Origin of the sequence: Streptomyces sp. ERV7 (assembly GCF_001653515.1) — a bacterium.
Lineage (GTDB): Bacteria > Actinomycetota > Actinomycetes > Streptomycetales > Streptomycetaceae > Streptomyces.
Window position 1 is genome coordinate 1,468,945 of record NZ_LYOY01000040.1, and the last position, 23,010, is coordinate 1,491,954.

Genomic DNA, 23,010 nt, shown 5'->3' on the forward strand with positions numbered 1-23,010 from the left:
TGTCAGGATGTGGACGGTTCAGCGGACGGTCTTGGGGTCGAGTGCGTCCCGGACCGAATCCCCGAGCAGGTTGAAGGCGACGACGAAGATCAGCATCGCGATGCCGGGGAAGAACATGAAGGTGACGTCGGACTCGAAGTACGAGGCACCCGACTGGAAAAGCAGTCCCCAGTCCGGCGTCGGCGGCTGGATTCCGACGCCCAGAAAGGAAAGTCCCGCCTCCGCCGTGACATTGGCCGGAAGGAGGAGTGTGGCCTGGACGAGAACGGTCGACCAGATGTTCGGCAAGATCTCTTTTCGAATGATCCGCCAGTTCGAGGCACCACTCAGCCGGGCCGCCTCGATGAACTCGCGCTCCCGCAGCGAGAGCACCTGGGCCCGCACAAGGCGGCCCACCACCATCCACCCGAGCAGGAACTGCACCAGGATCAGTGCCACGATCCGCACATAGGTGGGCTCCTCGTCGCGCGGTGAGACGAACAGCGCCACGATCACCGGGGTGAAGGCGATGAAGAACAGCTGCTGGGGGAACGACAGCATCAGGTCCGAGAACCGGCCGAGGAAGTAGTCGACCTTGCCGTGCATATAGCCCTGGACCAGGCCGATCAGCACCCCGGTGGCCACCGAGACCACGGTGACGGCCAGCGAGATGAACAGCGAGGTCCGGATCCCGTAGATCAGCAGCGTGAAGACGTCGCGGCCCAGGTTCGGCTCGACACCGAACCAGAAGTCGCCGTCGATGCCGCCGTTGGGCTTCAGGGGAATGCCGTAGCTGTTCAGCAGCCCGCGGTCCTGGCCGTAGAGCTGATAGGGATCTTTTCCGTACAGCTTCGCGATCAAGGGTGCCGCGAAGGCGACGAGAATGAAGGAGAGCACCGTGACGGCACAGGCGATGCCCACCCGGTCGCGTTTGAACCGCGCCCAGGCGAGCCGTCCGGGAGAGCGTCCAATGAGTTCCGTCGCCGTCAGTCCCGTGCCCGTGCCGGAATCCCCGCCAGGCGGAAGGGGATCAGTTGGTTCAGTGGCGGCCTGGGTTGAACTCGTCATCGCGCATAGCCCCCGCACCGAGAGAGTCGAACGGCGCCCGAAGGCGTCATTGATTGACCGGAACATTCATGGGCCCGGCCTTGTGCGTCAAGAGGTTTGAGCATGCTTGTGTGTGATCACGGGAGAACTTGGCACAAGATTTCGCACATCGAGGCGACTGCGTGCTTGACAGGGCGTCGGAGCGGGCGACATGACTCCATAAATGCCCATCAATTTCGTTAACAAGCAGGCAACTTGACTGACGCAACACCGATATACGAACGCGTCACGCTGAACACCGTACGGCCGTGCGGGTGCCGTTGGGTCGGCCGGGGCGGCGCAAGCCGTCTCGGCCGACCGACTCCGCAACGCGCGGGCCACGCACCCCTCTTGTCCATCCGCGCACCGCGGGTGGAGGATTCGCCCGAGCAGGCGCTCGCCACGCCAACCGGGGGGACGGCAAGGGGCATGACGCAGCCACAGACACTCACGGCCGGAGCCCGGCTGACGGGCGCCGTCCTGTGCGCCTTCCTCGCGCTGATCACGGCCGCCTGGCTGGCCCGCGACATCCACGCCGCCCGCAGCCTGCCGGACCTCTGGTGGTTCTGGACCGGCGCGCCCAAGCACCGCGGCGGCACCCCGCTGACCACCGGCATCCTCGACCCCGTGCTGCTCCTGGTCTACGCGGTGGCGGCCGCGGTCGTGCCCCGCTCGCCGTCCGCCGCCGCCGTGCTGGCCGGCGTCGGGGCCGTCACCGCGGCGCTGCGGGTCTCGTCCCTGTGGGTGCTCCACCACGACGACTGGACGGACTCGACCGCCCTGCACGATCTGCACCGGCGGGCCCTGCTCAGCACCTTCGCGGCGCTGGCGGCCGGGCTCGCCCTGGTGATCACGGCCGCCGCCGGCCGCCGGCCCGACGCCACCCCGGGCCCGAAACCGGCGGCCCGGCCGGGCGCGGGCGCCGGGATCGCCGCGCTGGTGCTGCTCGGCACGGCCGGCCTGGTGATGATCGCCTGGGAGATCTACTGGGCCGTGGAGCTGCCCGGGGAGCAGTACCGGGCGCGGTTCACCGGCGCGCATCTGCCGCTGCTCTGGATACCCGGCGGCTGGGCGGCCCTCGTCCTCACGGCGATCGCGCTGACGGCCGCGGGGGGCGGTCCGGCGCGGGCCGTCCACGTACGGCCGCTCGGGCTTGTGGCCGCCGCGATCCTCACCGCCTCCGGCGCCATCGGGGTCGCCCTGGCCGTACGGTTCGAACTGCTCGACCACTTCGGGGACCTGGACACCGGACCCCAGCTCCAGGTGGTGACCTGGTTCTTCCAGCTGGCCGTCGGGCTCGCCCTGGTCCCGGTGCTCGCCAGACGCGGACCCGAGGATCCGGCGGGCGCGCCCGGGACGCCCTGGGCCCCGCAGTACCCGCCGTACGCGCCCTATTCGCCGCAGCCGCCGCAGGACAGCCACGGCGGCTTCGGGCCGCCGCCCCCGGGCTTCGGGGGGTGGGCGGGCAGCAGCAGGGAGAGGTCGAGCGCCCACAGGGCCACGTCGCTGTGCTCCGGGCGCGCCGCCGCCCAGGCGCGGATGTTGTTGAGGATGCGCAGCACGATCGTCGGCGGGTCGGCCGGGGTGAGCATCGACGGGTCGAGCGGGGCGCCGGTGGCCCCGGCCACCAGGAGCTCCGCGTCCGCCCCGGTCAGCGGCCGGCCCCCGTCGAACGGATCCGCGAGCACCCGCTCCTCGGGGCGGCCGAAGCCCACCACGAAGTGGCCGGGCAGGGCCACCCCGTACACCGGGGCCCCGGCCCTGCGGGCCACCTCCATCCAGACCACCGAGAGCAGGATCGGCAGCCCCCGCCTGCGGCGCAGGACCTCCGGGAGCAGTGAGGACTCCAGGCGCTGGTACTCGGCCGGGGTGCCCCGGAAGTCGCAGCCGCGGCCGAGCAGTTCGGCCAGGGCCAGCGCCCAGGGGCGGGCCCCGGCGACGCCGTACGGCAGCAGTCCGGCGAGGCGGTCCAGCTCCATCTGCGCCGCGTCCAGACCGGGCTGCCCGAGCTCCGGATCGGCCACCGCGCCGATCAGCAGGCACAGCGTCGCGAGGTCCGGCCGCCCGGACCTGGCCTCGTCGGCGAACTGCCGCCGCCAGTCCTCGGCGCCGGGGCTTTCGTGGTCCATAACCGCCTCGTACCCGTTCGTGGAGATCGGAAAGTCCGGACCGGACCCAGGTGCTGTCCGGCGGGTCCGGTCGGCGTGCGGGGCCGGCACGCCGACCGTGCGGTGCCGGCGCACCGGACCTGACCTACCCGTGCCGGAAGTGGTGGTAGGTGTGGTGGGTGGCGAAGCCCTGGGCGTCGTAGAGGGCCCTGGCCCCTTCATTGTCCGCCTCGACCTGGAGCCAGGCCGCCGACGCCCCCTCGGAGAGCGCCCGGCGGGCCAGCGCGGTCATCACCGCCGTGGCGAGCCCCCGGCGGCGCTGCGCCGGGTCCACCTCGACCGCCATGAACCCCGCCCAGCGGCCGTCGACCACGCACCGGCCGATCGCGGCGGGCGCCGCGCCCCCGTCCCCGGCCACCGTCGCGAACCACGTCGAGGGGCCGCTCTCCAGCACCTTCAGCGCCGGGGCTCCCGGCGTGCCCGTGCGCTGGTAGCGGCCGAGCCAGGCGGAACCGACGGAACGGGACAGCTCGACCCGTGAGACGTCCGCGTCGAGGTCCCCGATCGGGGCAAGTGCGGCGATCCGCAGTTGGGCGCTTACTTCGCGAACCCACCCAAACTTTTCAAGATCGACACAGAGGCTCTCCTGGGTCCCCTCGGCGCCGGTGGACGTTTGTACGTACGTGGGAAGATCGCGGGCCGTGTACCAGGCGTGCGCGTACGCGAGGGCGTCCTCCAGGGGCATCCCGGGGTCGCCGAGCGGCAGCACCGAATTGGCCCGGCGGGTGAATCCGCCGGCTGCCCGCAGGGTCCACTCGCCCAGCGCCTCGCTCTCCACCGGCTGCCAGGCGCGTGCGCTGACCAGCGCCAACTCCCGGAAGGTGGCGGCCGGGCCGCGACGCCGGGCGGGCTCGGCCGGGATGACCTTGCCCGCGACCATCTCGTGCTCGGGGACGTGGACCGTCTCCCCGTTCCTGCGCACGATCGACAGCACTCCGGCGTCCCACGATGTGAGAACGCCGACCGTGTCGGTGAACTTCTCGCCCCGCTCCCCGGACCTCGCCAGGTGTCTGACTGATACGCGTTTGCCCTGATCTTCAGGCGTGATTCTGACGACCAGCCGTCCGCCGGTGGTGAACTCCACAGCTCTCTTCGCCCCTCCTGTTCGGATCGCGCCCCGGAACGGAGATACTAGGTGTGGGCATCGACGACGCCGCGCTCCCGCGCGCCACGTGGACGGAGCCGCAGACCGGCCCGCCGCGCCCTATCGAGGAGGAACGACAGCGTGACCTACGTCATTGCGGAGCCTTGTGTCGACCTTAAGGACAAGGCATGCATCGAAGAGTGCCCGGTCGACTGCATCTATGAGGGCAAGCGGTCCCTCTACATCCACCCGGACGAATGTGTCGACTGCGGTGCCTGTGAGCCGGTCTGCCCGGTCGAGGCCATCTTCTACGAGGACGACACCCCGGAGGAGTGGAAGGACTACTACAAGGCGAACGTCGAGTTCTTCGACGAGCTCGGTTCGCCCGGTGGTGCCTCCAAGCTCGGCCTGATCGAGCGCGATCACCCCTTCATCGCCGCGCTGCCCGCCGACATCAACGCCGACAGCGAGCACTGACACCGACACCGTGTGTCCCCCCGGTCCCGTACGGCGCCCACCGCCCTACGGGACCGAGGCGTTTCCTCCGTACGGAACCGAGTACGAGAAAGTGAGCACCTCCGTGGGCGCAGTCTCCGCACGCCTGCCCGTCTTCCCCTGGGACAAGCTGGAGCCGTACAAGGCGACGGCCTCGGCCCACCCGGACGGCATCGTGGACCTGTCCGTCGGCACCCCGGTCGACCCGGTCCCGGCGCTGATCCGCGAAGCCCTGGTCGCGGCCGCGGACTCGCCCGGCTATCCGACGGTGTGGGGGACCCCGGAGCTGCGCGACGCGCTCAGCGGATGGGTCGGGCGCCGGCTCGGCGCGGTCGGCGTCGGCCACCGCAACGTGCTGCCGGTGGTCGGCTCCAAGGAGCTGGTGGCCTGGCTGCCGACCCAGCTGGGCCTCGGCGCGGGCGACAAGGTCGCCTACCCGCGGCTCGCGTACCCGACGTACGAGGTGGGCGCCCGGCTCTGCGGCGCGACGCCCGTCGTCTACGACGACCCGACCGAGCTGGACCCCGCCGGCCTCAAGCTGCTCTGGCTGAACTCGCCGTCCAACCCGACCGGTCGGGTGCTCGCCAAGGACGAACTGGTCCGGATCGTCGCCTGGGCGCGCGAGCACGGCGTGCTCGTCTTCTCCGACGAGTGCTACCTGGAGCTGGGCTGGGAGGCCGCCGCCCGGTCGGCGCCCGCAAGGGCCAGCAGCGGCTCGGCGGCGCGCCGGGCGGCACCCCGAGCCACGGGACCCCGAGCCACGGGACCCCGGTCCTGGGTGCGCAGGGTCCCGGTGGCACGCCCAGTCACGGCACCCCGGTCCTGGGCGCCCAGGGCGTGCGGCCCGGGCCCATGGCGCCGCCGGTGCCCCAGATGTCCGACGACACGGCGATCCTGACCCCGCAGGCCCCGGCTCCGGTGCCGGGTGCCGGGGGCGGTGGGGTGCATCCGCCGGCGGGCCATGTCTCCGGGGACACGCTGACCAGCGGGATCCCCGTCGTACCGGCGGAGAATCGTTCCCCGTTCGCGCCCGGCGCGGGTGGGCCCGACCTCACCCCGAGGCTGCCCGACGGGCCGCGCCCGGCCGAGGAGCCGGCCGCCCCGGCCCGTACGAGCACGCCCGCGCCCGCCAAGAAGAAGAAGGGCCGCTCCAAGCTGGTCCTGCTCGCCGTGGCGGCCGTCGGCGCGGCCGTGGTCGCGTACGGCGCGGGTCTGCTGCTCAATCACTCCGAGGTCCCCAAGGGCACCACGGTCCTGGGCGTCGACATCGGCGGCGGCACCAAGGAGCAGGGCGTCGCCAAGCTCGACGCCACGCTCGGCAAGCGCGCGGCCCAGCCGCTGCGGCTCAGCGTCGACGGCAAGAAGACGACGCTCGCCCCCGACAAGGCGGGCCTCGTCCTGGACAGCCAGGCGACCGTGCGGGGCGCGGCGGGCAGCGACTACAACCCGGTCTCCGTGATCTCCTCGCTCTTCGGCGGCAAGCGGGTCGCCCAGCCGGTCATGCCGGTCGACGAGGAGAAGCTGGGCGTCGCGCTGACCGACCTGGCGGGCGCCTCGGGCTCGGCGGTCGAGGGCACGATCAAGTTCGTCCCGGGCAAGGCCGTGGCCGTCCCCGGCAAGGCGGGCAAGAGCCTCGACGTCGCGCGCTCGATGATCGCGGTCAAGGACGCGTACCGGGCACAGGTCGAGACGGGCAAGCCCAACGAGGTGGGGCTGCCGGTCACCGGACGTCAGCCGACCATCAACCAGGCCGAGATCGACCGGGCGATGAACGAGTTCGCCAAGCCCGCGATGTCCGGTCTGATCACGATCAAGGCGGGCGGCAAGAAGATCGACTTCGGTCCGGTGAAGTCGCTCCCGAAGATCCTTTCCATGAAGCCGATCGACGGCAAGCTGGTCGAGGTCTACGACAAGAAGGCGATCGACCAGCTCATGGGCAGCGCCTTCACCGGCGTGATGATCACCAAGGGCGACGGTCAGAAGCACCAGCTGACGTCCGACGACGTGGCCAAGGCGATGCAGAGCGCCCTGCGCGGCAAGACCCCGGCGCAGCGCATCGTGACGATCGAGCTGAACCCCAGCTGACCTGCGGTTCCCTGCCCGGCCCCGGTACGCCCCAGGCGTGCCGGGGCCGTGTCATGCCGTCCGCGTGACATCTGTCATCCGGGAGTCACGACAGCCGGCACTGACCCCGGACCGGCCCCGCGGGCGAACCTGGGGTCATGACCACAACGACCTCCACCGCCACCTCCGTGGTGAGCTTCGAGCGCGTCAGCAAGAGCTATGGCGACGTCCGGGCCGTCGCGGACCTCTCCCTGGAGCTGCACCCCGGCGAGACGGTCGCGCTCCTCGGGCCGAACGGCGCGGGCAAGTCGTCCACGCTCGACCTGCTGCTCGGGCTGCGCAAGGCCGACGCGGGCGCGGTGCGCCTCTTCGGCACCACGCCCGAGCAGGCCATCAAGGACGGCCGGGTCGGGGCGATGCTCCAGAGCGGCGGTCTGATGGAGGAGGTCAAGGTCCGCGAGCTGGTGAAGCTCGCCTGCGATCTGCACCCGCGTCCGCACCCGGTCGAGGAGGTCCTGGACCGCGCGGGCATCGCGCAGATCGCCGACCGGCTGGTCAACAAGCTCTCCGGCGGCCAGGAGCAGCGCGTCCGCTTCGCGCTCGCCACCGCCGGCGCCAATGACCTGATCGTCCTGGACGAGCCGACCACGGGCATGGACGTCACGGCCCGCCAGGCGTTCTGGGCGACCATGCGCGAGCAGGCGCAGCAGGGCCGTACGGTCCTGTTCGCCACCCACTACCTGGAGGAGGCGGACGCGATCGCGGACCGCGTCCTCGTCCTGCACAAGGGCCGGCTGCTCGCCGACGGCACCGCGTCCGAGATCAAGGCGAAGGCCGGCGCCCGCCGGATCGCCTTCGACCTGGAGGGCGCGATCGACGAGGGCGTCCTGCGCGAGCTGCCGTTCCTGGCGGGCCTGGACATCTCCGGCCGCACGGTCCGCCTCCAGTCGACCGACGCCGACGCCACCGTCCACGCGGTGTACGGGCTCGGCCTGTACCCGCGCAACCTCGAAGTCGCAGGCCTGGGCCTGGAGCAGGCCTTCGTCGCCATCACCGAGGCCGAGGAGGCCAGAACCGCGTGAACACCCTGATCAAGCTGGAAATCGCCCGCACCCTGCGGAACAAGAAGTTCATGTTCTTCTCGGTGATCTACCCCTCCGCGCTCTATCTGCTGATCTCCGGCTCGCAGAACACCACGGACACCATCGGCGACACCGATCTGACCTTCCCGGCCTTCTTCATGGTCTCGATGGCCTCGTTCGGCGCGATCACCGCCGTACTGATGGGCAACAGCGAGAAGATCGCCAAGGAGCGCGAGAAGGGCTGGGTGCGCCAGCTGCGGCTGACCGCGCTGCCCGGCCGCGGCTACGTCCTGGCGAAGATCGCCAGCGCCGCCGTGGTCACCCTGCCCTGCATCGTGGTGGTCTTCCTGACCGCGGCCACGGTCAAGGACGTACGGTTCGACACCTGGCAGTGGCTGGCGCTGACCGGCGCCATCTGGGCGGGCTCGCTCTGCTTCGCCGCGCTCGGCGTGGCCATCGGCTACCTCGCCAGCGGTGACGCGGTCCGCCCGATCACGATGATCATCTACTTCGGCCTCTCCATCCTGGGCGGTCTGTGGATGCCCACGACGACGTTCGCGCCGTGGCTGCGGTCGCTCGCCACCTGGCTGCCCACCCACGCGTACGCTGCGCTCGGGCAGGCCATCGAGGCGGGCAACGCCCCGGAGACCAAGGACGTGGCCGTCCTCGTCGCCTACTTCGTGCTCTTCGCGGGCGGCGCGGCCTGGCTGTACCGGAAGGACACCCTGAAGGCGTGACGAGCGTGCGGGAAGACCACCGCGGACCCCTTCCGGGCCGCCCGCCGGAGAACCGCCAGGAGGCGCTGCGCAAGCTGCTGTGGATCGGCATCTGGCTGGCGTTCCTCGGTGCCCCGGTGTCCGACCTCCTCAAGGAGGAGCACACGGCCTGGGCGACGGCGCTGGGCTGGCTCGCCCTGGTGGCGTTCATCGGGGTCTATCTGGCCCTGGTCTTCCGTCACACCGCCCGCCCCTTCGCCCGCGCCACGGTCGCCTCGATGCTGGTCTTCCTGACCGGCATCGCGGTGGTCACCTCGCTGACCCTGGACTCGCCCTGGCTGGTGCTGTTCGTGTACGTCTCGGTCGGCTGCGGGGCGGTGCTGCCGCTGCCCCTGGCGCGGTGGGCGATCCCGGGCGCCACGGTCGCGATGGCCCTGATCGGCCTGACCACCGAGGGCGACTGGGGCGACTTCGTGCCGGGCCTGGCGATCCCGGCCCTGCTCGGCGGCTTCGCCATGACGGGCGTACGCCATCTGGTCCGTACGACCGTGGAGCTGCGCCAGGCCAGGGCGACCGTGGCCCAGCTGGCGGCCAACGAGGAGCGGCTGCGCCTCGCCCGCGATCTGCACGACCTGCTGGGCCACTCGCTCTCGCTGATCACGCTCAAGAGCGAGCTGGCGGGCCGGATGCTCCCGAACCACCCCGACCAGGCGGCCCAGCAGGTCGCCGACATCGAACAGGTCAGCCGCCAGGCCCTGGTGGACGTACGGGAGGCGGTGACCGGCTACCGCAGGGCCACCCTCGCCGGGGAACTGGCGGGCGCGCGCACCGCGTTGACGGCGGCCGGGGTCGCGGCCGACCTGCCCGCCGAGGCCGGGTCCGAGCTGCCGCCCGGGTCGCCGCCGGGCGCCGAGGAGGCGCTGGCCTGGGTGGTCCGCGAGGCGATCACCAACGTGGTGCGGCACAGCGCGGCCAAGCGGTGTCTGGTCACGCTCGGCGAACGGCAGACGCTCGACGGGCGGTTCGTGGAGCTGCGGATCGCCGACGACGGCCGGGGCGGCCCCGGCGTCCCGGTCCCGGGCAACGGTCTGACGGGGCTCGCGGAGCGCCTGGCGAAGGTCGGCGGAAGCGTCGAGGCGACGTGCGGCAGGGGCTTCACGCTCACCGCGCGGATCCCCCTGGCCCAGGAGGCCGGTCAGGAGGCAGGACAGGAGGTCGGCCGGGGTCCCGCGGCCCTCTAAAATCCGGTGCATGATCCGACTCCTGCTGGCCGAAGACCAGTCCATGGTCCGTGAGGCGCTCGCGGCGCTGCTCGGCCTGGAGCCGGACTTCGAGGTGGCCGCCCAGGTCGCGCGCGGCGACGAGGTGCTGGCCGCCGCGCGGGCCCACCAGGTCGACGTGGCGCTCCTGGACATCGAGATGCCCGGGATGACCGGCATCGAGGCCGCGGCCGCCCTCCACCGCGAGCTGCCGGAGCTGAGGATCGTCATCCTCACGACCTTCGGCCGCCCCGGCTATCTGCGCAGCGCGATGGAGTCGGGTGCCGACGCCTTCCTGGTGAAGGATGCCCCGGCCGCCCAGCTCGCGGCCGCGGTGCGCAAGGTGCTCGCGGGGGAGCGGGTGATCGACCCGACGCTGGCCGCGGCCGCGCTCGCGGAGGGCGCCAACCCGCTGACCGAGCGCGAGCGCGATGTGCTGCGGGCGGCGGCGAACGGCGCCACCAACGCGGAACTCGCCCGCACCCTCTGCCTCTCCCAGGGCACGGTCCGCAACTACCTCTCCATGGCGATCCAGAAGCTGGCGGCCCGCAACCGGGCCGAGGCGGTGGGCATCGCCCGCGAGAAGGGCTGGCTCTGATCTCCTCGCGGAGTCAGTTCAGCATCGCCCTGGCCGCCCGGGCCCGCCCCCGGATCGTCTCGGCGGTACGGGGTTCCACCGGCTCCAGGACGTCCGCGTACAGATCGAGTTCCGCCGCCCCCGCGAGGAAGTCACCGCGCTGGACCAGGAGTTGGGCGCGGTCGTAGCGCAGCCGGGCCGGGTGGGCGGCCCCCCGCACCCTGGCGGACGTCCCCCCGGTGACCGACGAGTCGACGGCGCTCTCCAAGGCCCTGAAGAAGCGCGGCCTGCGGTTCATCGGCCCCACGACCGCCTACGCCCTGATGCAGGCGTGCGGCCTGGTGGACGACCACTTGGAGAACTGCGTGGCCCGGGCCGGCCGCACACCCTGAGGGGGCGCGGCCGGGTCACCCCGCCACGGATGGCTCAACGGCCCACGTACTTCGGCTTCTCCTTCGCCAGGAACGCCGCCACCGCGATCCCGTGGTCCTCGGACGCCCCCGCCCGGGTCTGGAGCTCGTCCTCCTTCTCCAGCGCCTCGGCCAGCGAGTGCCCGGCCCCGTACGCCAGCGACTCCTTGAGGGCGGCGTACGCGAGCGTCGGGCCGTCGGCCAGCGCGCGCGCCACGGCCGCCGCCTCGGCCGCCAGCTCGGCCGCCGGGACCAGCTTGTTCACGATGCCGAGCTCGTACGCCTCCTGCGCGGAGACGGAGCGCGGGAAGAGCAGCAGATCGGCGGCGCGCGAGTGGCCGATGAGGCGGGGGAGCGTCCAGGAGACGCCCGAGTCGGCGGTCAGCGCGACCCCCGCGAACGAGGTGTTGAAGGCGGCCGTGTCCGCCACCACCCGGTAGTCGGCCGCCAGCGCGAAGCCGAAGCCCGCGCCCGCCGCGACCCCGTTCACCCCGGCCACGACCGGCTTGGGCATCTCGGTGAGGGCCTTCACGATCGGGTTGTAGTGCTCGCGGACCGTGCTCATCGTGGAGCCGGTGCCCGCCTCGCGGTCCGCCGCGAGCAGGGCCACGTGCTCCTTGAGGTCCTGGCCCACGCAGAACGCCCGGCCGGTCGCCGTCAGCAGGACCGCCCGTACCCCGGGGTCGTCCGCGGCGGCCCGCGCCGCGTCCCGCAGGGCGACCTTGGCCTCGGTGTTCATGGCGTTCATGGCGTCGGGACGGTTGAGCGTGATCGTCGCGAGCCCGTCGGTCACCTCGTAGAGCACGGTGTCGGCCATTGGGATGGATCCCCTCCGTTGCGGTGTCGTGTCCGCCCAGCATGGCGGAGATCATCGGCGCCGCACATGTGACCTGCGTCAAACAATCCAGGCCACCACCCGGACCGAGGGTGGCGAAGTATCGCAGGCGGATCGCCGAATTGGGTGGTTTTGATAGAGCGCGTTGCGCAAGCGATGCCGACCGATGTTGGTCATCGGGTCCTGCGATGCGGGATAATGACCTGGAAGCAATGTGTTCGATGCCGGTAACACGGTGCCTGTCATGGGGCCGCCGGCTGCGATGAGCTGGTTTCAGGAAGGGGAAACAGCATGGCGGCCATGAAGCCGCGGACGGGCGACGGCCCGCTCGAGGTGACCAAGGAGGGGCGGGGCATCGTCATGCGCGTTCCGCTCGAAGGCGGCGGTCGGCTTGTGGTCGAGCTGACCCCCGACGAGGCCGAGGCGCTCGGTGACGCTCTTAAGAAGGTCGTCGGCTGATTCAGCGGGCTTGACCCACAATCTGCCCCCGCCCCGGGCCGGTACGCATGTACCGGCCCGGGGCGGAGTAGTTTCCGGCACCACGTACGCGGCCGGAGGGAAACCCGCGCACGCGGCGGGAAGGGGAAAGCGGCGGCGCCCGGAGTGACGCGTTACGCCCGCTTCACCGCGCACAGCAGCCCGTCGCCCACCGGCAGCAGCGACCCGACGAGCTCCTGGCTCTCGCGTACGGTCCGCAGCAGGTCCCGCAGCCGCAGCACCTCGGCCGGCTGGACGCCTGAGTCGACCGTGCGGCCGTCGGCGAAGACCCCTTCGAAGCAGACGATTCCGCCGGGCCGCAGCAGGCGCAACGATTCAGCGAGGTAGTCCAGGGACTCGGTCCGGTCGCCGTCGCAGAACACCAGGTCGTATCCGCCGTCGGCCAGCCGCGGCAGGACGTCCAGGGCGCGCCCGGGAATGAAACGCGCCCGGTTCCCCGCGAAGCCCGCCGCGCGGAACGCCTGCTTGGCGAACTGCTGGCGGTCCGCCTCGGGGTCGACGGTGGTCAGCACGCCGTCCGGCCGCAGGCCCTGGAGCAGATAGATCCCGGAGACGCCGGTGCCGGTGCCGATCTCGGCGACCGCCTTGGCGTCGGCGGTGGCAGCGAGCAGGCGCAGCGCGGCGCCGGTCCCCGGGGACACCGAACGCAGTCCTGCCTCCCGGGACCGCTCGCGGGCCCAGCGCAGCGCGTCGTCCTCGGCGACAAAGGCGTCGGCGAACGCCCAGCTCGTCTGCCGGTTGGCGGTAATGGCCCTCTCCTGTCCCCGTAGTTGGCGCGCAACGGTGACTGTATCCGCTGCACCCGGGAACCCGCAGATGGGACCGGGCGTTATGAAGGGCGGGGGGCGACATGGACGAGTACGAAATCCCGGTCCCCGAGCGGTCCGGGAAGCAGCGCGGTTCGAGGGACACGAAGCCAGTCCCAAATGCGCGTAAAGATTCTTATCCGGAGCTAACGGGCGAGGTGGCTATGGTAGGGGCTCCACTGGACACCACCAGAGCCGACAGGGGAGGTGCGGCTGCGCCTGTGGATCGGGGAGGAGTGCTCCGGCGCTTTCTCAGGTCGGCGGGTGAGCCGAAATCCGTGACCTACACCGCTGACCGTTCCACCGCCGCCAGCTCCGCACCCACCGCGACCTTCGCCGACGCGGAATCCCCGGCGTGGACTCCTCCCACGTGGGAGGAGATCGTCAGCACGCACAGCGGCCGCGTCTACCGCCTCGCCTACCGCCTGACGGGCAACCAGCACGACGCCGAGGACCTCACCCAGGAGGTCTTCGTCCGCGTCTTCCGCTCGCTGTCGACGTACACGCCGGGCACGTTCGAGGGCTGGCTGCACCGGATCACCACCAACCTCTTCCTGGACATGGTCCGCCGCCGCCAGCGCATCCGCTTCGATGCCCTGGGCGACGACGCGGCCGAGCGGCTCCCCAGCCGTGACCCCTCCCCCCAGCAGGTCTTCAACGACGCGCACTTCGACGCCGACGTCCAGCAGGCGCTGGACACCCTCGCGCCCGAGTTCCGCGCCGCCGTCGTCCTCTGCGACATCGAGGGCCTGTCGTACGAGGAGATCGCCGCCACCCTCGGCGTGAAGCTCGGCACCGTGCGCAGCCGCATCCACCGCGGCCGCTCGCATCTGCGCAAGGCCCTCAAGCACCGTTCGCCCGAGGCCCGCGCCGAGCAGCAGCGTGCCCTCGCGGGGGTGGCGCCCGGCGCCCCGGGGGCGGTCGGAGAGGGGACCGCGTGACCGGCACCGGTCCCACCCCCGCGGAGCAGCATCTCGGGGACCGCCTCGCCGCCCTGGTCGACGGCGAGCTCAGCCATGACGCGCGCGAGCGCGTCCTGTCGCATCTGGTGACCTGTCCCAAGTGCAAGGCCGAGGCCGACGCGCAGCGCCGCGTCAAGAGCGTCTTCGCGCAGACGGCGCCCCCCGCCCCCTCCGAGGGGCTGCTGGCCCGGCTCCAGGGGCTGCCCGGGGGACCCGGAGGTGACGACGACGGTCGGGGCCCATTCGGCGGGGGCCGCCTGCCCGGCGGGGTCTTCACCCCCGGATCCCTGAACGATCCGCGTGACCCGGTCGGCGGCTTCGGCTATGTGCCCGGCGGGGCCCATGCGACCGTCCTCGGCGGCGGGCTGCCAGGCCGCGGCTTCCGGATCCACGAGGTGGCCCGGCCCGAGGAGCGCTCGGGCTCGCCGTGGCGCGGGCGCAGGATCGCCTTCGCGGCGGCCAGCGCGGTCTCCCTGGCCGCGATCGCGCTCGGCGGCGCGGTCCCGTCGGGCTCGGGAGCGGAGACGAGCGCCCGGGGCGACGGCTCGGGCCGCAATGTCACCCCGCTGCGGTCCCAGAGCCCGTCACCCGGTTCTGCCTCGGGGACGTCCCTGTCCATGGAGTCGGAGCGCAGACGGGGCGGCTCGGCGAGCGCACGGGTGGCCCCGGAGCCCACGGCGCCGGCCGCGATGGGGCTGGCCGGGCTCAACGGAATCCCCGCCCAGCCGTCCCCGCAGCAGTTCGGCAACCCGTTCCGTGCCGCGCTGTTGAGCGGTTCGTCCCTGCCTCCGCTGATACGTCCTGCGGTCGCCACCCTGGCGGTGCGCCCGGTCTCACCGCTGCCCGCGCTCCCCGGCGCGACCCCGTCCGCGTCGCCGACGCGGCCGGTGGCTCCCCGGCACTGACCGTGCCCTGCGCTCCTCCCGGCAAACCTGGTTGAATCCCCGGGAGGGGTGCCCCCGAGGGGCACGCAGGACAGTTGCGGGGAGAGCATGAACGACGGGAAGTCCACCGGGCCCAAGGCGAGATGGTGGAGCCGTCCCGCCCCGCGCGGGGACGGCTCCGCGGCCGAGGAGACGTACGACCTGGCCCCGCCCGAGGGCGCGGTGCCCGAGGGCTCGGTTCCGGGTGCGCCGGTGGCGCCGGACGCGCAGGTTCCGGGGGCGGCGGAAGGTTCCGTCGAGCGGGAGGCGCCCTACTCGCTGGCTCAGGGGGAGCCCGTCGAGGACGAGTCCGCGTACCGGCTGTCGAGACGGGCGCGCGGGCCGCGGGGCACGGCGCTCGCCCCCGCCGCGCGCGTGCGGTCGCGCTCCTCGGTCCGGTCAGCCATGCCGGCCCCCCTCGGCGGCGTGGAACTCCGCCTCGCGCCAGTCCTCGGGGAGCAGGTGGTCCAGGACGTCGTCGACGGTGACCGCGCCGAGCAGCGAGCCGCTGTCGTCCACGACGGGCGCGGCGACCATGTTGTACGCGGCGAGGAACGCGGTCACGGCGGGCAGCGGGGTCTGCGGGGACAGCGGCGGCAGGTCGTTGTCCACGATCGAGGAGACCAGGGTGAACGGCGGGTCGCGCAGCAGCCGCTGGAAGTGGACCGTGCCCAGGTACTTGCCGGTCGGCGTCTCGTCGGGCGGCCGGCACACGTACACCTGCGCGGCGAGCGCGGGCGAGAGGTCCTGCTGGCGTACGCGCGCGAGGGCGTCGGCGACCGTGGCGTCCGGGCGCAGCACGATCGGCTCGGTGGTCATCAGACCGCCCGCGGTGCGCTCCTCGTAGGAGAGCAGCCGGCGCACGTCGGCCGCGTCGTCCGGCTGCATCAGGGTGAGGAGGCGCTCCTTGTCCTCCTCGGGCAGCTCGGAGAGCAGGTCGGCGGCGTCGTCCGGGTCCATCGCCTCCAGGACGTCGGCGGCCCGCTCGTCCTTCAGCTTGCCGAGGATCTCCACCTGGTCGTCGTCCGGCAGCTCCTCCATCACGTCCGCGAGCCGGTCGTCGTCGAGGGCCGCGGCGACCTCGCCGCGGCGCTTGGGGGAGAGGTGGTGCAGCACGTTGGCGAGGTCGGCGGGGCGCAGCTGCTCGAAGGTGGCGAGCAGGCTCTCGGCGCCCTGGCCGTGCTCCTCCAGGGAGAAGCCGGTGACCGCGGACCACTCGACGGTCAGGGTCTCGCCCTTGCGCCGCAGGGCGCCGCCCTTGCCGCGGCGCACGAAGACCTTGTCGATCTCCCAGTCCCGGCGGGCCGGGAGCTGCTGGATGGCCACGTCCAGGACCGTCACCTCCTCGTCGCGCCCGACGAGGGTGACCCGGCGGTCCAGGAGCTCGCCCAGCACCAGCCGCTCGGTGGGGCGCTGCTCGAAGCGGCGCAGGTTGACCACCCCGGTGGTGATGACCTGGCCGGACTCGACGCCGGTGACCCGGGTCATCGGCAGGAAGATCAGCCGGCGGCCGGCCACCTCGACGACGACGCCGAGCAGCCGGGGCGGGCGGCGGCCGACCCGCAGTATCGCCACCAGGTCGCGGACCCGGCCCACCTGGTCGCCGTTGGGGTCGAAGACGGCGACGCCGGAGAGGTGGGAGACGAAGATCCGGGGGGCGCCTGCCGCCATGCTGAGCGCCTCCTCTTGGGCGTGATCCGACCTTGTCGTGGCCTGAAATGGCGCTGAATATCTGATTCAGGCTAGCCGGTGACCATGCGGGGCGCCTTTGAGGGGCGTCCGTACGGCTCTCTGCCGGGCAGCGTAGACGGCCCGGGTAGGGTGCCCTCTGCCGACCCCGACTTCGCGCCCCCCACCTCGCGCGCTCCGACGAAAGGCCGTGTGCCGGTGACCACTCGCTCCCTGTCCGTACGGGCCCGCCGGGCCGCGCTCCCCGTCGCGCTCTGCGCGGGGCTCGCCACGGCCGTCACGGCGTGCGCCTCGGACCCGGACGAGGGGACCAACGGCGTCGGCAGGCTCTCCGCCACCGACATCGAGGGCAAGGCGCGCACGGCTGCGGACGGCGCCGACGCGGTGCACCTCAGCGGCACGCTGGTGAGCAAGGGCGGCTCGTACAAGATCGACATGCGGCTGAAGGGGACCGGCGCCACCGGCACGGTCACCTCGAAGAACACCACGTTCGGGCTGCTGCGGGTGGGCGACGAGCTCTATCTGAAGGCCGACGCCGGGTTCTGGGCGCACCGGGACGACAAGCACGCCGACTCGGGGAGCGCGGCCGCCGCGGGCAAGCTCGACGACAAGTACGTCAAGGTGCCCTCGGGTGACCCCTCGTACCAGGAGCTGCGCGGCTTCACGGACAAGAGCGCGCTGCTCAAGGGCATGCTCGGGCTCCAGGGCGAGCTCTCCAAGGGCGACCGGTCCAAGGTCGGCGGCGTCGGCACCATCCGTGTGAAGGCGGGCGAGGACGGCGAGGGCGGCACGCTCGACGTCTCGCTCCAGGGCACGCCGTACCCGCTGCGCTTCGAGCGCGCGGGCGGCGCGGGCGTACTCGAACTGGGCGACTGGAACCAGGACTTCACCCTGGCGGCCCCGTCGAAGGACGCGACGGTGGACTACGGGAGCAGGCTTCCCAAGACGTAGGGCCCACGGCGGTCCGCGGGCGCACGGCGCCCCGTCCGGCGCCGCCCCGCTCAGCCGCGCTTGTGCTTCCGCTTCCGCAGCAGCCTCGGCAGTGCCGCCGGGATCGGCCGGCGCGTGGTGGCCGGGGTCTCCACGGGCCGCGCGGCCAGCGAGCCCGAGGGCATCTCCGTGTGCGCCTCACGCGGCGTCAGGCACAGCACCCGGCACTCCCGCGCCCAGCGGGCCGTCACCGCCTCGCCGTCCGGCGCGTTCAGCCGCTTGGCCTTGAGCTCGACGGCCACCGCCGCCCACAGCTCACCGTCCGGCGCGACCTCGCTCACCGCGGCCGTCCAGGCCACCAGGCGGCCGCCCTTGTCCTTGCTGCGGACGGTCACCTCGGCGGTGCCGCCGTCGGCCAGGCCCTCCAGCGGCTGCTCGCCGGGGCCGCCGCCCACCACATACGCGGCGCCTTCGTGCCACACGTGCCACAGGGCGCGGTCGGCGGTCCCGGTGCCCCGCACCCAGATCAGCCCGGACTTCTTGGTGGCCTCCTCGACGAGGGCCCGGTCGAGCAGCGCAGGTGTCATGGGGCCACTTTATGGGACGGCACCGACGCGGCCCACGGCGTTGTCCACAGCATGGACCGACAGTTCCGTAAATATGTTTAGCGCCTTACCTGTCAGCCCTTACCCTCTTGTCGTGCCCACCACCACCGCGCTCGCCGCCCCGACCCCGACCGCCGCTCCGGCCGCCCACCGGGTCGACTTCGCGCTGCTCGCCGTCGCCATCGCCAGCGTGTCGCTCTCCGCGCCGCTCATCGCCGCGACGACGGCTCCCGCGCTGGCCATCGCGTTCTGGCGCAACGCCATGGCCGTCGGGGCGCTCACCCCGCTGGCCGCGCTCAAGTACCGGGCACAGCTGCGCGGGCTGACCCGGCGCGAGGTGGGCCTCGCGGTCGCCGCCGGGGCGCTGCTCGCGCTGCACTTCGGGCTCTGGCTGCCGAGCCTGCGGATGACGTCGGTGGCGTCCTCGACCGCGCTGTGCACCACCACGCCGATCTGGACCACCCTCGCGCTGCGGCTGCGCGGGCACCGGCCGCCCGCGATGGTCTGGGCCGGGACGCTGGTCGCCTGCGTGGGCGTGGTGATGCTCACCGGCGTCGACATGACCACCTCGCCGCGCGCCCTAGCCGGGGACGCGCTCGCGCTCGGCGGCGGTATCGCGGCCGCCGGCTATGTGCTGCTCGGCGCCGAGGTCCGGCGGACCGTGGACACCGTCCCGTACACCTACCTCTGCTACGGGACGGCCGCCGCCGGGCTGCTCGCCGCCTGTCTGGCGAGCGGCGCCGACCTCACCTCGTACTCCGGAGTGACCTGGGCCAAGCTGGCCGCGCTCACCGTCGCCGCCCAGCTGCTCGGCCATTCGCTGCTCAACCGGGTGGTGCGGGGCCTGGGGGCGTCCGTGACGTCCACGGCGATCCTCCTGGAGACGCCGGGTGCGGCCCTCATCGCCGCGCTCTGGCTGGGCCAGCAGCCGCCCGCGCTGGCCTGGCCCGCGCTGGTGGTGATCCTCGCCGGGCTCGCGCTCGTCGTCAGAGCCAGCCGTTCCGCTTGAGCGTGCGGTGGATGACCAGGCAGCTGCCGGCGATGGCGGCCAGCACGAGCGGATAGCCGTACTTCCAGTGCAGCTCCGGCATGTGGTCGAAGTTCATGCCGTACACCCCGCACACCATCGTCGGTACGGCGATGATCGCCGCCCATGAGGTGATCTTGCGCATGTCCTCGTTCTGCGCGAACGAGGCCTGCGCCAGATTGGCCTGGAGGATCGAGTTCAGGAGCTCGTCGAAGCCGACGACGTGCTCCTGCACGCGCGCGAGGTGGTCGGCCACATCGCGGAAGTACTTCTGGATGTCCGGGTCGACCAGCCGCATCGGCCGCTCGCTGAGCAGCTGCATCGGCCGCAGCAGTGGTGAGACAGCCCGCTTGAACTCCAGCACCTCGCGCTTGAGTTGGTAGATCCGCCCGGCGTCCGTGCCGCGCGGGCTGCCCTTGGACGGGGCCGAGAAGACATCGATCTCGACCTCGTCGATGTCGTCCTGCATCGCGTCCACGACCGCCAGATAGCCGTCGACGACCTGGTCGGCGATGGCGTGCAGCACGGCCGACGGGCCCTTGGCGAGCAGCTCGGGGTCGTCCTGGAGGCGCTTGCGCAGCGCCCGCAGCGAGCCCTGGCCGCCGTGCCGGACGGTGATCACGAAGTCCCGGCCGGTGAAGCACATCACCTCGCCGGTCTCCACGACCTCGCTGGTGGCGGTGAGTTCGGCGTGCTCCACGTAGTGGACGGTCTTGAAGACGGTGAACAGCGTGTCGTCGTACCGCTCCAGCTTGGGCCGCTGGTGGGCGTGGACCGCGTCCTCCACGGCCAGCGGGTGCAGCCCGAACTCGGCGGCGATACCGGCGAATTCGGCCTCGGTCGGCTCGTGCAGTCCGATCCAGGCGAACCCGCCGTCCTCCCGTACCCGCCGCATCGCCTCGCGCGGCGACAGGCAGGAGTCGGCCTGGGTGCGCAGCCCGTCGCGGTAGACCGCGCAGTCGACGACCGCGCTGCTCGCGGACGGGTCGCGGGTGGGGTCGTACGAGTTGTACGGGGCGGTGTTCTTGCGCAGCGACGGACGCAGGGAGGGGCGGACCGCGGCGCGCAGGTCACGGATCATGGACATGGCAGGACTCCTTCACGGAGGGGCCGCCGACGGGCGTGGCACTGCCCGGAATGGGGACGTGACGCGAGGACTGCGTACATCTGCGTACGTCCGCAAAGCGGGCGGAACCGCGGGATGCGGTGACGGCGTGCGCTACTGAAACGGACTGGGCGAGGCGATGTGCTCTTCCGCCGTGCGACATGCCATGAGACTCAGATGTTTCCCGGTGGAACGGCCGGGTAAGGAGGTCTCGATCACAGGGAACAACGAAGGCGCACGGAAGAGCGGTTGGTACTGCCAGGCCGACTTCGATCCATCGCAGCCCCACCTCCTCCGGCCGGTCCCCCGTGAGGGACTTCCTGCTGCCCTGAACAGCGGCCAAGACTATCAGCCGGCGCAAGTGTCAAGTCCGTACTTTGCTCGTTCGATACGGCTTCTATGCTCAACTCATGGTTGATGTTCTTGCTCTCGTCGAGGCCAGGCTGCGTACCGCCCTCGGTGAACCGGACGCGCGCGCCGCGGTGACCTTCCTCGGCACGGACCGCGTCGAGGTGCTGCGCTTCGCCGACGGGGACATCGTCCGCTACGCCACGCTCGGCATGTCGGCGCAGCCCATGACCGACCCGGCCGCCGCTCTCGCCGACCCGGTCAAGGGTCCGCGCGCCGAGCTGGTCCTGTCCGTACGGGCCGCTCTCGCCGACACGGACAAGGTGCTGCGCCCGCTCGCCGTCCTCGCCTCCACCCCGCAGGTCGAGGGCGTGGTGGTGGCCCCCGGCGCCTCGCTCGACATCGGGGAACCGCTGTGGCCCGGGGCGCCGTTCGCCTCGGTCCTGGTCGCGGAGCCGGGCGGGCTGGTCGAGGACCTGGAGCTCGACGACCCGATGGAGCCGGTCCGCTTCCTGCCGCTGCTGCCGATGACGGCCAACGAGGCGGCCTGGAAGCGGGTGCACGGGGCGCAGCAGCTGGAGGAGCGCTGGCTGGCCAACGGGACGGATCTGCGCGATCCGCTGCGTACGTCTGTGCGGCTCGACTAGCCCGGGAGCCCTCGCCCGCCCCTGTTGCCACACGCCGACCGGGTGATCGTCCTTGACGCGGCGCGGGACGGGGAGGACCGTTGGCATGTATGAGGGGCGAACCCAGTTGCCCGAAGTGCGGAGGCCGGGTCAGGGCGCCCGGTCTCTTTGCCGACACCTGGCAGTGCGACATCCACGGGACGGTGCACCCGCTGCAGCCGGTGGTCCCCCCGAGCGTCGAGGCGCTCGGCGTCGTGGTGCACCGGGCGAAGGTGCCCGTCTGGATGCCGTGGCCGCTGCCGATCGGCTGGCTCTTCACGGGTGTGGCGTGCGCGGGCGACGACCGCAGCGGCGGCCGCGCGACCGCCGTGGCCTGCTCGGGCCCCGGACCGCTCGGCGGCATCGGTGAGCTGCTGCTCGTGGCGGAGGAGCTGGGCGTCGGCCTCGGCGCCCGGTACGCGGGCATCGACGGCCCCGACCCCGGCCCGTACATGAGCGTCGACAAACCCCCGCAGGCCAAGGTCCTCGCGGCCGGGCGCCCCACCCCGCTCTGGCACGTGACCGGCACGCCCGACGACCGCGCGGTCTTCGCGGGCGAGGCCCGCGGCCTGTGGCTGTGGGCGATCCTGTGGCCCGAGCAGTCCGGTCTGCTGCTCTACGACGAGCTGGTCCTCACCGATCTGCGCGACGCGGGCGCCGAGGTCGAACTGGTGCCGTGCGGGGCGCTGTCGCCCCGGATCCTGTCGTGACGCGCGCGTGGCCGGGCGCCCCGAGTGCGGTGACCGCCACAGCCGTTGCGGGCGGGACAGGGGCTACGCGCAGTTATCCTTGATTGTCCCCTGTCAGCCCCTACGCCCTGGAGCCACGCGTGCGCATCGATCTGCACACCCACTCCACGGCGTCCGACGGCACGGACACCCCGGCCGAGCTGGTCCGCAACGCGGCCGCCGCCGGTCTCGACGTCATCGCGCTCACCGACCACGACACCACCCGCGGTCACGCGGAGGCGACGGCGGCGCTGCCCGCCGGTCTGACCCTGGTGACCGGCGCCGAGCTCTCCTGCCGTGTCGACGGCATCGGGCTGCACATGCTGGCGTACCTCTTCGACCCCGAGGAGGCGGAGCTGGCGCGCGAGCGCGAGCTGGTCCGCGACGACCGGGTGCCGCGCGCCCGGGGGATGGTCGCCAAGCTCCAGGAGCTGGGCGTCCCGGTCACCTGGGACCAGGTGGCGCGGATCGCGGGCGACGGCTCCATCGGCCGTCCGCACGTCGCCGAGGCGATGGTCGAGCTGGGCGTCGTCGGCTCGGTGTCCGAGGCGTTCGTGCCCGAGTGGCTGGCGGACGGCGGACGCGCGTACGTCGGCAAGCACGAGCTCGACCCGTTCGACGCGATCCGGCTGGTCAAGGCCGCCGGCGGGGTCACCGTCTTCGCCCACCCGCTCGCCGTCAAGCGCGGCCGGGTCGTGCCCGAGACGGTCATAGCCGAGCTCGCCTCGGCCGGCCTCGACGGCATCGAGGTCGACCACACCGACCACGACGCGCCCACGCGCGCGAGGCTGCGCGGTCTGGCCGCCGAGCTCGGTCTGCTGACCACCGGCTCCAGCGACTACCACGGTGGCCGCAAGGCCGTGCGGCTCGGGGAGTGCACCACCGACCCCGAGATCTACGGCGAGATCACCCGCCGTGCGACGGGCGCGTTCCCCGTCCCGGGCGCGGGCGGAACCGGCCGCTAGCCCA

At 72.4% G+C, this 23,010-nt stretch carries 24 protein-coding genes and 3 pseudogenes; 16 read left to right on the forward strand and 11 right to left on the reverse strand.

What is annotated here, in order from left to right:
* Positions 1-18: 18 nt before the first annotated feature.
* From A8W25_RS21255 to A8W25_RS21270, 4 genes are all read right to left on the reverse strand, one after another.
* Positions 19-1,047, reverse strand: coding sequence for an ABC transporter permease (locus A8W25_RS21255; protein WP_067163687.1), 1,029 nt, complete (start codon positions 1,045-1,047; stop codon positions 19-21).
* Between the two features lie 659 nt (positions 1,048-1,706).
* Positions 1,707-2,018: a hypothetical protein gene (locus A8W25_RS21260; protein WP_067163689.1), complete on the reverse strand. Its 312-nt coding sequence runs from the start codon at positions 2,016-2,018 to the stop codon at positions 1,707-1,709.
* Between the two features lie 438 nt (positions 2,019-2,456).
* Complete coding sequence (locus A8W25_RS21265) at positions 2,457-3,194, reverse strand: transglutaminase-like domain-containing protein (protein ID WP_079126223.1); 738 nt, start codon at positions 3,192-3,194, stop codon at positions 2,457-2,459.
* A 124-nt stretch (positions 3,195-3,318) separates the two neighbouring features.
* Complete coding sequence (locus A8W25_RS21270; RefSeq protein ID WP_067163691.1) at positions 3,319-4,317, reverse strand: GNAT family N-acetyltransferase; 999 nt, start codon at positions 4,315-4,317, stop codon at positions 3,319-3,321.
* Between the two features lie 141 nt (positions 4,318-4,458).
* Between A8W25_RS21270 and fdxA the strand changes: the two genes are divergently transcribed.
* From fdxA to A8W25_RS21305, 7 genes and pseudogenes are all read left to right on the forward strand, one after another.
* Positions 4,459-4,794, forward strand: a complete 336-nt coding sequence (gene fdxA, locus A8W25_RS21275; RefSeq protein ID WP_067163693.1) for a ferredoxin — start codon at positions 4,459-4,461, stop codon at positions 4,792-4,794.
* A 103-nt stretch (positions 4,795-4,897) separates the two neighbouring features.
* Positions 4,898-5,491 (forward strand): annotated as a pseudogene (locus tag A8W25_RS21280) (aminotransferase class I/II-fold pyridoxal phosphate-dependent enzyme); the annotation flags it as partial.
* A gap of 47 nt (positions 5,492-5,538) precedes the next feature.
* Positions 5,539-6,897, forward strand: a pseudogene (locus tag A8W25_RS21285) (hypothetical protein); the annotation flags it as partial.
* Positions 6,898-7,034: 137 nt separating this feature from the next.
* A complete protein-coding gene (locus A8W25_RS21290; RefSeq protein WP_067163695.1) occupies positions 7,035-7,958 on the forward strand; it encodes an ABC transporter ATP-binding protein in 924 nt (307 codons plus the stop codon).
* Positions 7,955-8,695, forward strand: coding sequence for an ABC transporter permease (locus A8W25_RS21295; RefSeq protein ID WP_067163697.1), 741 nt, complete (start codon positions 7,955-7,957; stop codon positions 8,693-8,695). Before A8W25_RS21290 ends, A8W25_RS21295 begins: the two co-directional genes overlap by 4 nt.
* 5 nt (positions 8,696-8,700) lie before the next feature.
* A complete protein-coding gene (locus tag A8W25_RS21300; protein WP_079126303.1) occupies positions 8,701-9,915 on the forward strand; it encodes a sensor histidine kinase in 1,215 nt (404 codons plus the stop codon).
* A gap of 10 nt (positions 9,916-9,925) precedes the next feature.
* Positions 9,926-10,531, forward strand: coding sequence for a response regulator transcription factor (locus A8W25_RS21305; protein ID WP_067163701.1), 606 nt, complete (start codon positions 9,926-9,928; stop codon positions 10,529-10,531).
* 13 nt (positions 10,532-10,544) lie between these two features.
* Here the strand turns inward: A8W25_RS21305 and A8W25_RS21310 are convergent, their stop codons facing one another.
* Positions 10,545-10,730 (reverse strand): tetratricopeptide repeat protein, encoded by a 186-nt coding sequence (locus A8W25_RS21310; RefSeq protein WP_158942636.1) that lies wholly within the window; start codon positions 10,728-10,730, stop codon positions 10,545-10,547.
* Here A8W25_RS21310 and A8W25_RS32735 point away from each other — a divergent pair.
* Positions 10,720-10,902: pseudogene (locus tag A8W25_RS32735) on the forward strand (DNA-3-methyladenine glycosylase I); the annotation flags it as partial. The gene A8W25_RS21310 and the pseudogene A8W25_RS32735 overlap by 11 nt on opposite strands.
* A gap of 34 nt (positions 10,903-10,936) precedes the next feature.
* Here the strand turns inward: A8W25_RS32735 and A8W25_RS21315 are convergent.
* Entirely contained in the window at positions 10,937-11,737 is an 801-nt protein-coding gene (locus tag A8W25_RS21315) for an enoyl-CoA hydratase/isomerase family protein (protein ID WP_067163705.1), read from the reverse strand.
* A gap of 309 nt (positions 11,738-12,046) precedes the next feature.
* Between A8W25_RS21315 and A8W25_RS21320 the strand changes: the two genes are divergently transcribed.
* Entirely contained in the window at positions 12,047-12,214 is a 168-nt protein-coding gene (locus A8W25_RS21320) for a DUF3117 domain-containing protein (protein ID WP_009997451.1), read from the forward strand.
* A 152-nt stretch (positions 12,215-12,366) separates the two neighbouring features.
* Here the strand turns inward: A8W25_RS21320 and A8W25_RS21325 are convergent, their stop codons facing one another.
* Complete coding sequence (locus A8W25_RS21325; protein ID WP_079126304.1) at positions 12,367-13,071, reverse strand: O-methyltransferase; 705 nt, start codon at positions 13,069-13,071, stop codon at positions 12,367-12,369.
* 152 nt (positions 13,072-13,223) lie between these two features.
* Here A8W25_RS21325 and sigE point away from each other — a divergent pair, with 152 nt between their 5' ends.
* Positions 13,224-14,000, forward strand: coding sequence for an RNA polymerase sigma factor SigE (gene sigE, locus A8W25_RS21330; RefSeq protein ID WP_199831785.1), 777 nt, complete (start codon positions 13,224-13,226; stop codon positions 13,998-14,000).
* Entirely contained in the window at positions 13,997-14,926 is a 930-nt protein-coding gene (locus A8W25_RS21335) for a zf-HC2 domain-containing protein (protein WP_067163709.1), read from the forward strand. Before sigE ends, A8W25_RS21335 begins: the two co-directional genes overlap by 4 nt.
* 302 nt (positions 14,927-15,228) lie before the next feature.
* On the opposite strand, the gene A8W25_RS35465 is transcribed toward A8W25_RS21335, so the two are convergent.
* Positions 15,229-15,351 carry a hypothetical protein gene (locus A8W25_RS35465; protein WP_267890384.1) on the reverse strand — a complete coding sequence of 41 codons (123 nt, stop codon included), beginning with the start codon at positions 15,349-15,351 and terminating at the stop codon, positions 15,229-15,231.
* A complete protein-coding gene (locus tag A8W25_RS21340) occupies positions 15,344-16,615 on the reverse strand; it encodes a magnesium transporter MgtE N-terminal domain-containing protein (protein WP_067163712.1) in 1,272 nt (423 codons plus the stop codon). The genes A8W25_RS35465 and A8W25_RS21340 overlap by 8 nt, the downstream gene beginning before the upstream one ends.
* A 216-nt stretch (positions 16,616-16,831) precedes the next feature.
* Here A8W25_RS21340 and A8W25_RS21345 point away from each other — a divergent pair, with 216 nt between their 5' ends.
* Positions 16,832-17,584, forward strand: a complete 753-nt coding sequence (locus A8W25_RS21345) for a hypothetical protein (RefSeq protein WP_067164316.1) — start codon at positions 16,832-16,834, stop codon at positions 17,582-17,584.
* A gap of 50 nt (positions 17,585-17,634) precedes the next feature.
* On the opposite strand, the gene A8W25_RS21350 is transcribed toward A8W25_RS21345, so the two are convergent.
* Complete coding sequence (locus A8W25_RS21350) at positions 17,635-18,150, reverse strand: hypothetical protein (protein WP_067163713.1); 516 nt, start codon at positions 18,148-18,150, stop codon at positions 17,635-17,637.
* Between the two features lie 112 nt (positions 18,151-18,262).
* Between A8W25_RS21350 and A8W25_RS21355 the strand changes: the two genes are divergently transcribed.
* The gene (locus A8W25_RS21355) at positions 18,263-19,177 is read left to right on the forward strand and encodes a DMT family transporter (RefSeq protein ID WP_067163715.1); all 915 of its coding nucleotides are present in this window, start codon (positions 18,263-18,265) and stop codon (positions 19,175-19,177) included.
* Here A8W25_RS21355 and A8W25_RS21360 read toward each other — a convergent pair.
* Positions 19,155-20,282 (reverse strand): magnesium and cobalt transport protein CorA, encoded by a 1,128-nt coding sequence (locus A8W25_RS21360; protein ID WP_067163717.1) that lies wholly within the window; start codon positions 20,280-20,282, stop codon positions 19,155-19,157. The two genes, A8W25_RS21355 and A8W25_RS21360, sit on opposite strands and share 23 nt — an antisense overlap.
* A gap of 428 nt (positions 20,283-20,710) precedes the next feature.
* On the opposite strand from A8W25_RS21360, the gene A8W25_RS21365 reads away from it, so the two are divergent.
* The 3 genes from A8W25_RS21365 (at position 20,711) to A8W25_RS21375 (ending at position 23,006) form a co-directional block, all read left to right on the forward strand.
* The gene (locus A8W25_RS21365; RefSeq protein WP_067163719.1) at positions 20,711-21,295 is read left to right on the forward strand and encodes a suppressor of fused domain protein; all 585 of its coding nucleotides are present in this window, start codon (positions 20,711-20,713) and stop codon (positions 21,293-21,295) included.
* An 89-nt stretch (positions 21,296-21,384) separates the two neighbouring features.
* Positions 21,385-22,023: a DUF6758 family protein gene (locus A8W25_RS21370; protein WP_067163721.1), complete on the forward strand. Its 639-nt coding sequence runs from the start codon at positions 21,385-21,387 to the stop codon at positions 22,021-22,023.
* Positions 22,024-22,142: 119 nt separating this feature from the next.
* Positions 22,143-23,006: a PHP domain-containing protein gene (locus tag A8W25_RS21375; protein WP_067163723.1), complete on the forward strand. Its 864-nt coding sequence runs from the start codon at positions 22,143-22,145 to the stop codon at positions 23,004-23,006.
* Positions 23,007-23,010 lie beyond the last annotated feature (4 nt).

Excerpts from the sequence above, each read along its gene's own strand:
- A8W25_RS21255 (WP_067163687.1), bottom strand. The coding sequence starts at position 1,047 with ATGACGAGTTCAACCCAGGCCGCCACTGAACCAACTGATCCCCTTCCG.
- A8W25_RS21265 (WP_079126223.1), bottom strand. The coding sequence starts at position 3,194 with ATGGACCACGAAAGCCCCGGCGCCGAGGACTGGCGGCGGCAGTTCGCC.
- A8W25_RS21290 (WP_067163695.1), top strand. The coding sequence starts at position 7,035 with ATGACCACAACGACCTCCACCGCCACCTCCGTGGTGAGCTTCGAGCGC.
- A8W25_RS21305 (WP_067163701.1), top strand. The coding sequence starts at position 9,926 with ATGATCCGACTCCTGCTGGCCGAAGACCAGTCCATGGTCCGTGAGGCG.
- A8W25_RS21315 (WP_067163705.1), bottom strand. The coding sequence starts at position 11,737 with ATGGCCGACACCGTGCTCTACGAGGTGACCGACGGGCTCGCGACGATC.
- A8W25_RS21320 (WP_009997451.1), top strand. The coding sequence starts at position 12,047 with ATGGCGGCCATGAAGCCGCGGACGGGCGACGGCCCGCTCGAGGTGACC.
- sigE (WP_199831785.1), top strand. The coding sequence starts at position 13,224 with ATGGTAGGGGCTCCACTGGACACCACCAGAGCCGACAGGGGAGGTGCG.
- A8W25_RS35465 (WP_267890384.1), bottom strand. The coding sequence starts at position 15,351 with ATGGCTGACCGGACCGAGGAGCGCGACCGCACGCGCGCGGCGGGGGCG.
- A8W25_RS21340 (WP_067163712.1), bottom strand. The coding sequence starts at position 16,615 with ATGGCGGCAGGCGCCCCCCGGATCTTCGTCTCCCACCTCTCCGGCGTC.
- A8W25_RS21350 (WP_067163713.1), bottom strand. The coding sequence starts at position 18,150 with ATGACACCTGCGCTGCTCGACCGGGCCCTCGTCGAGGAGGCCACCAAG.
- A8W25_RS21360 (WP_067163717.1), bottom strand. The coding sequence starts at position 20,282 with ATGTCCATGATCCGTGACCTGCGCGCCGCGGTCCGCCCCTCCCTGCGT.
- A8W25_RS21365 (WP_067163719.1), top strand. The coding sequence starts at position 20,711 with ATGGTTGATGTTCTTGCTCTCGTCGAGGCCAGGCTGCGTACCGCCCTC.
- A8W25_RS21370 (WP_067163721.1), top strand. The coding sequence starts at position 21,385 with ATGAGGGGCGAACCCAGTTGCCCGAAGTGCGGAGGCCGGGTCAGGGCG.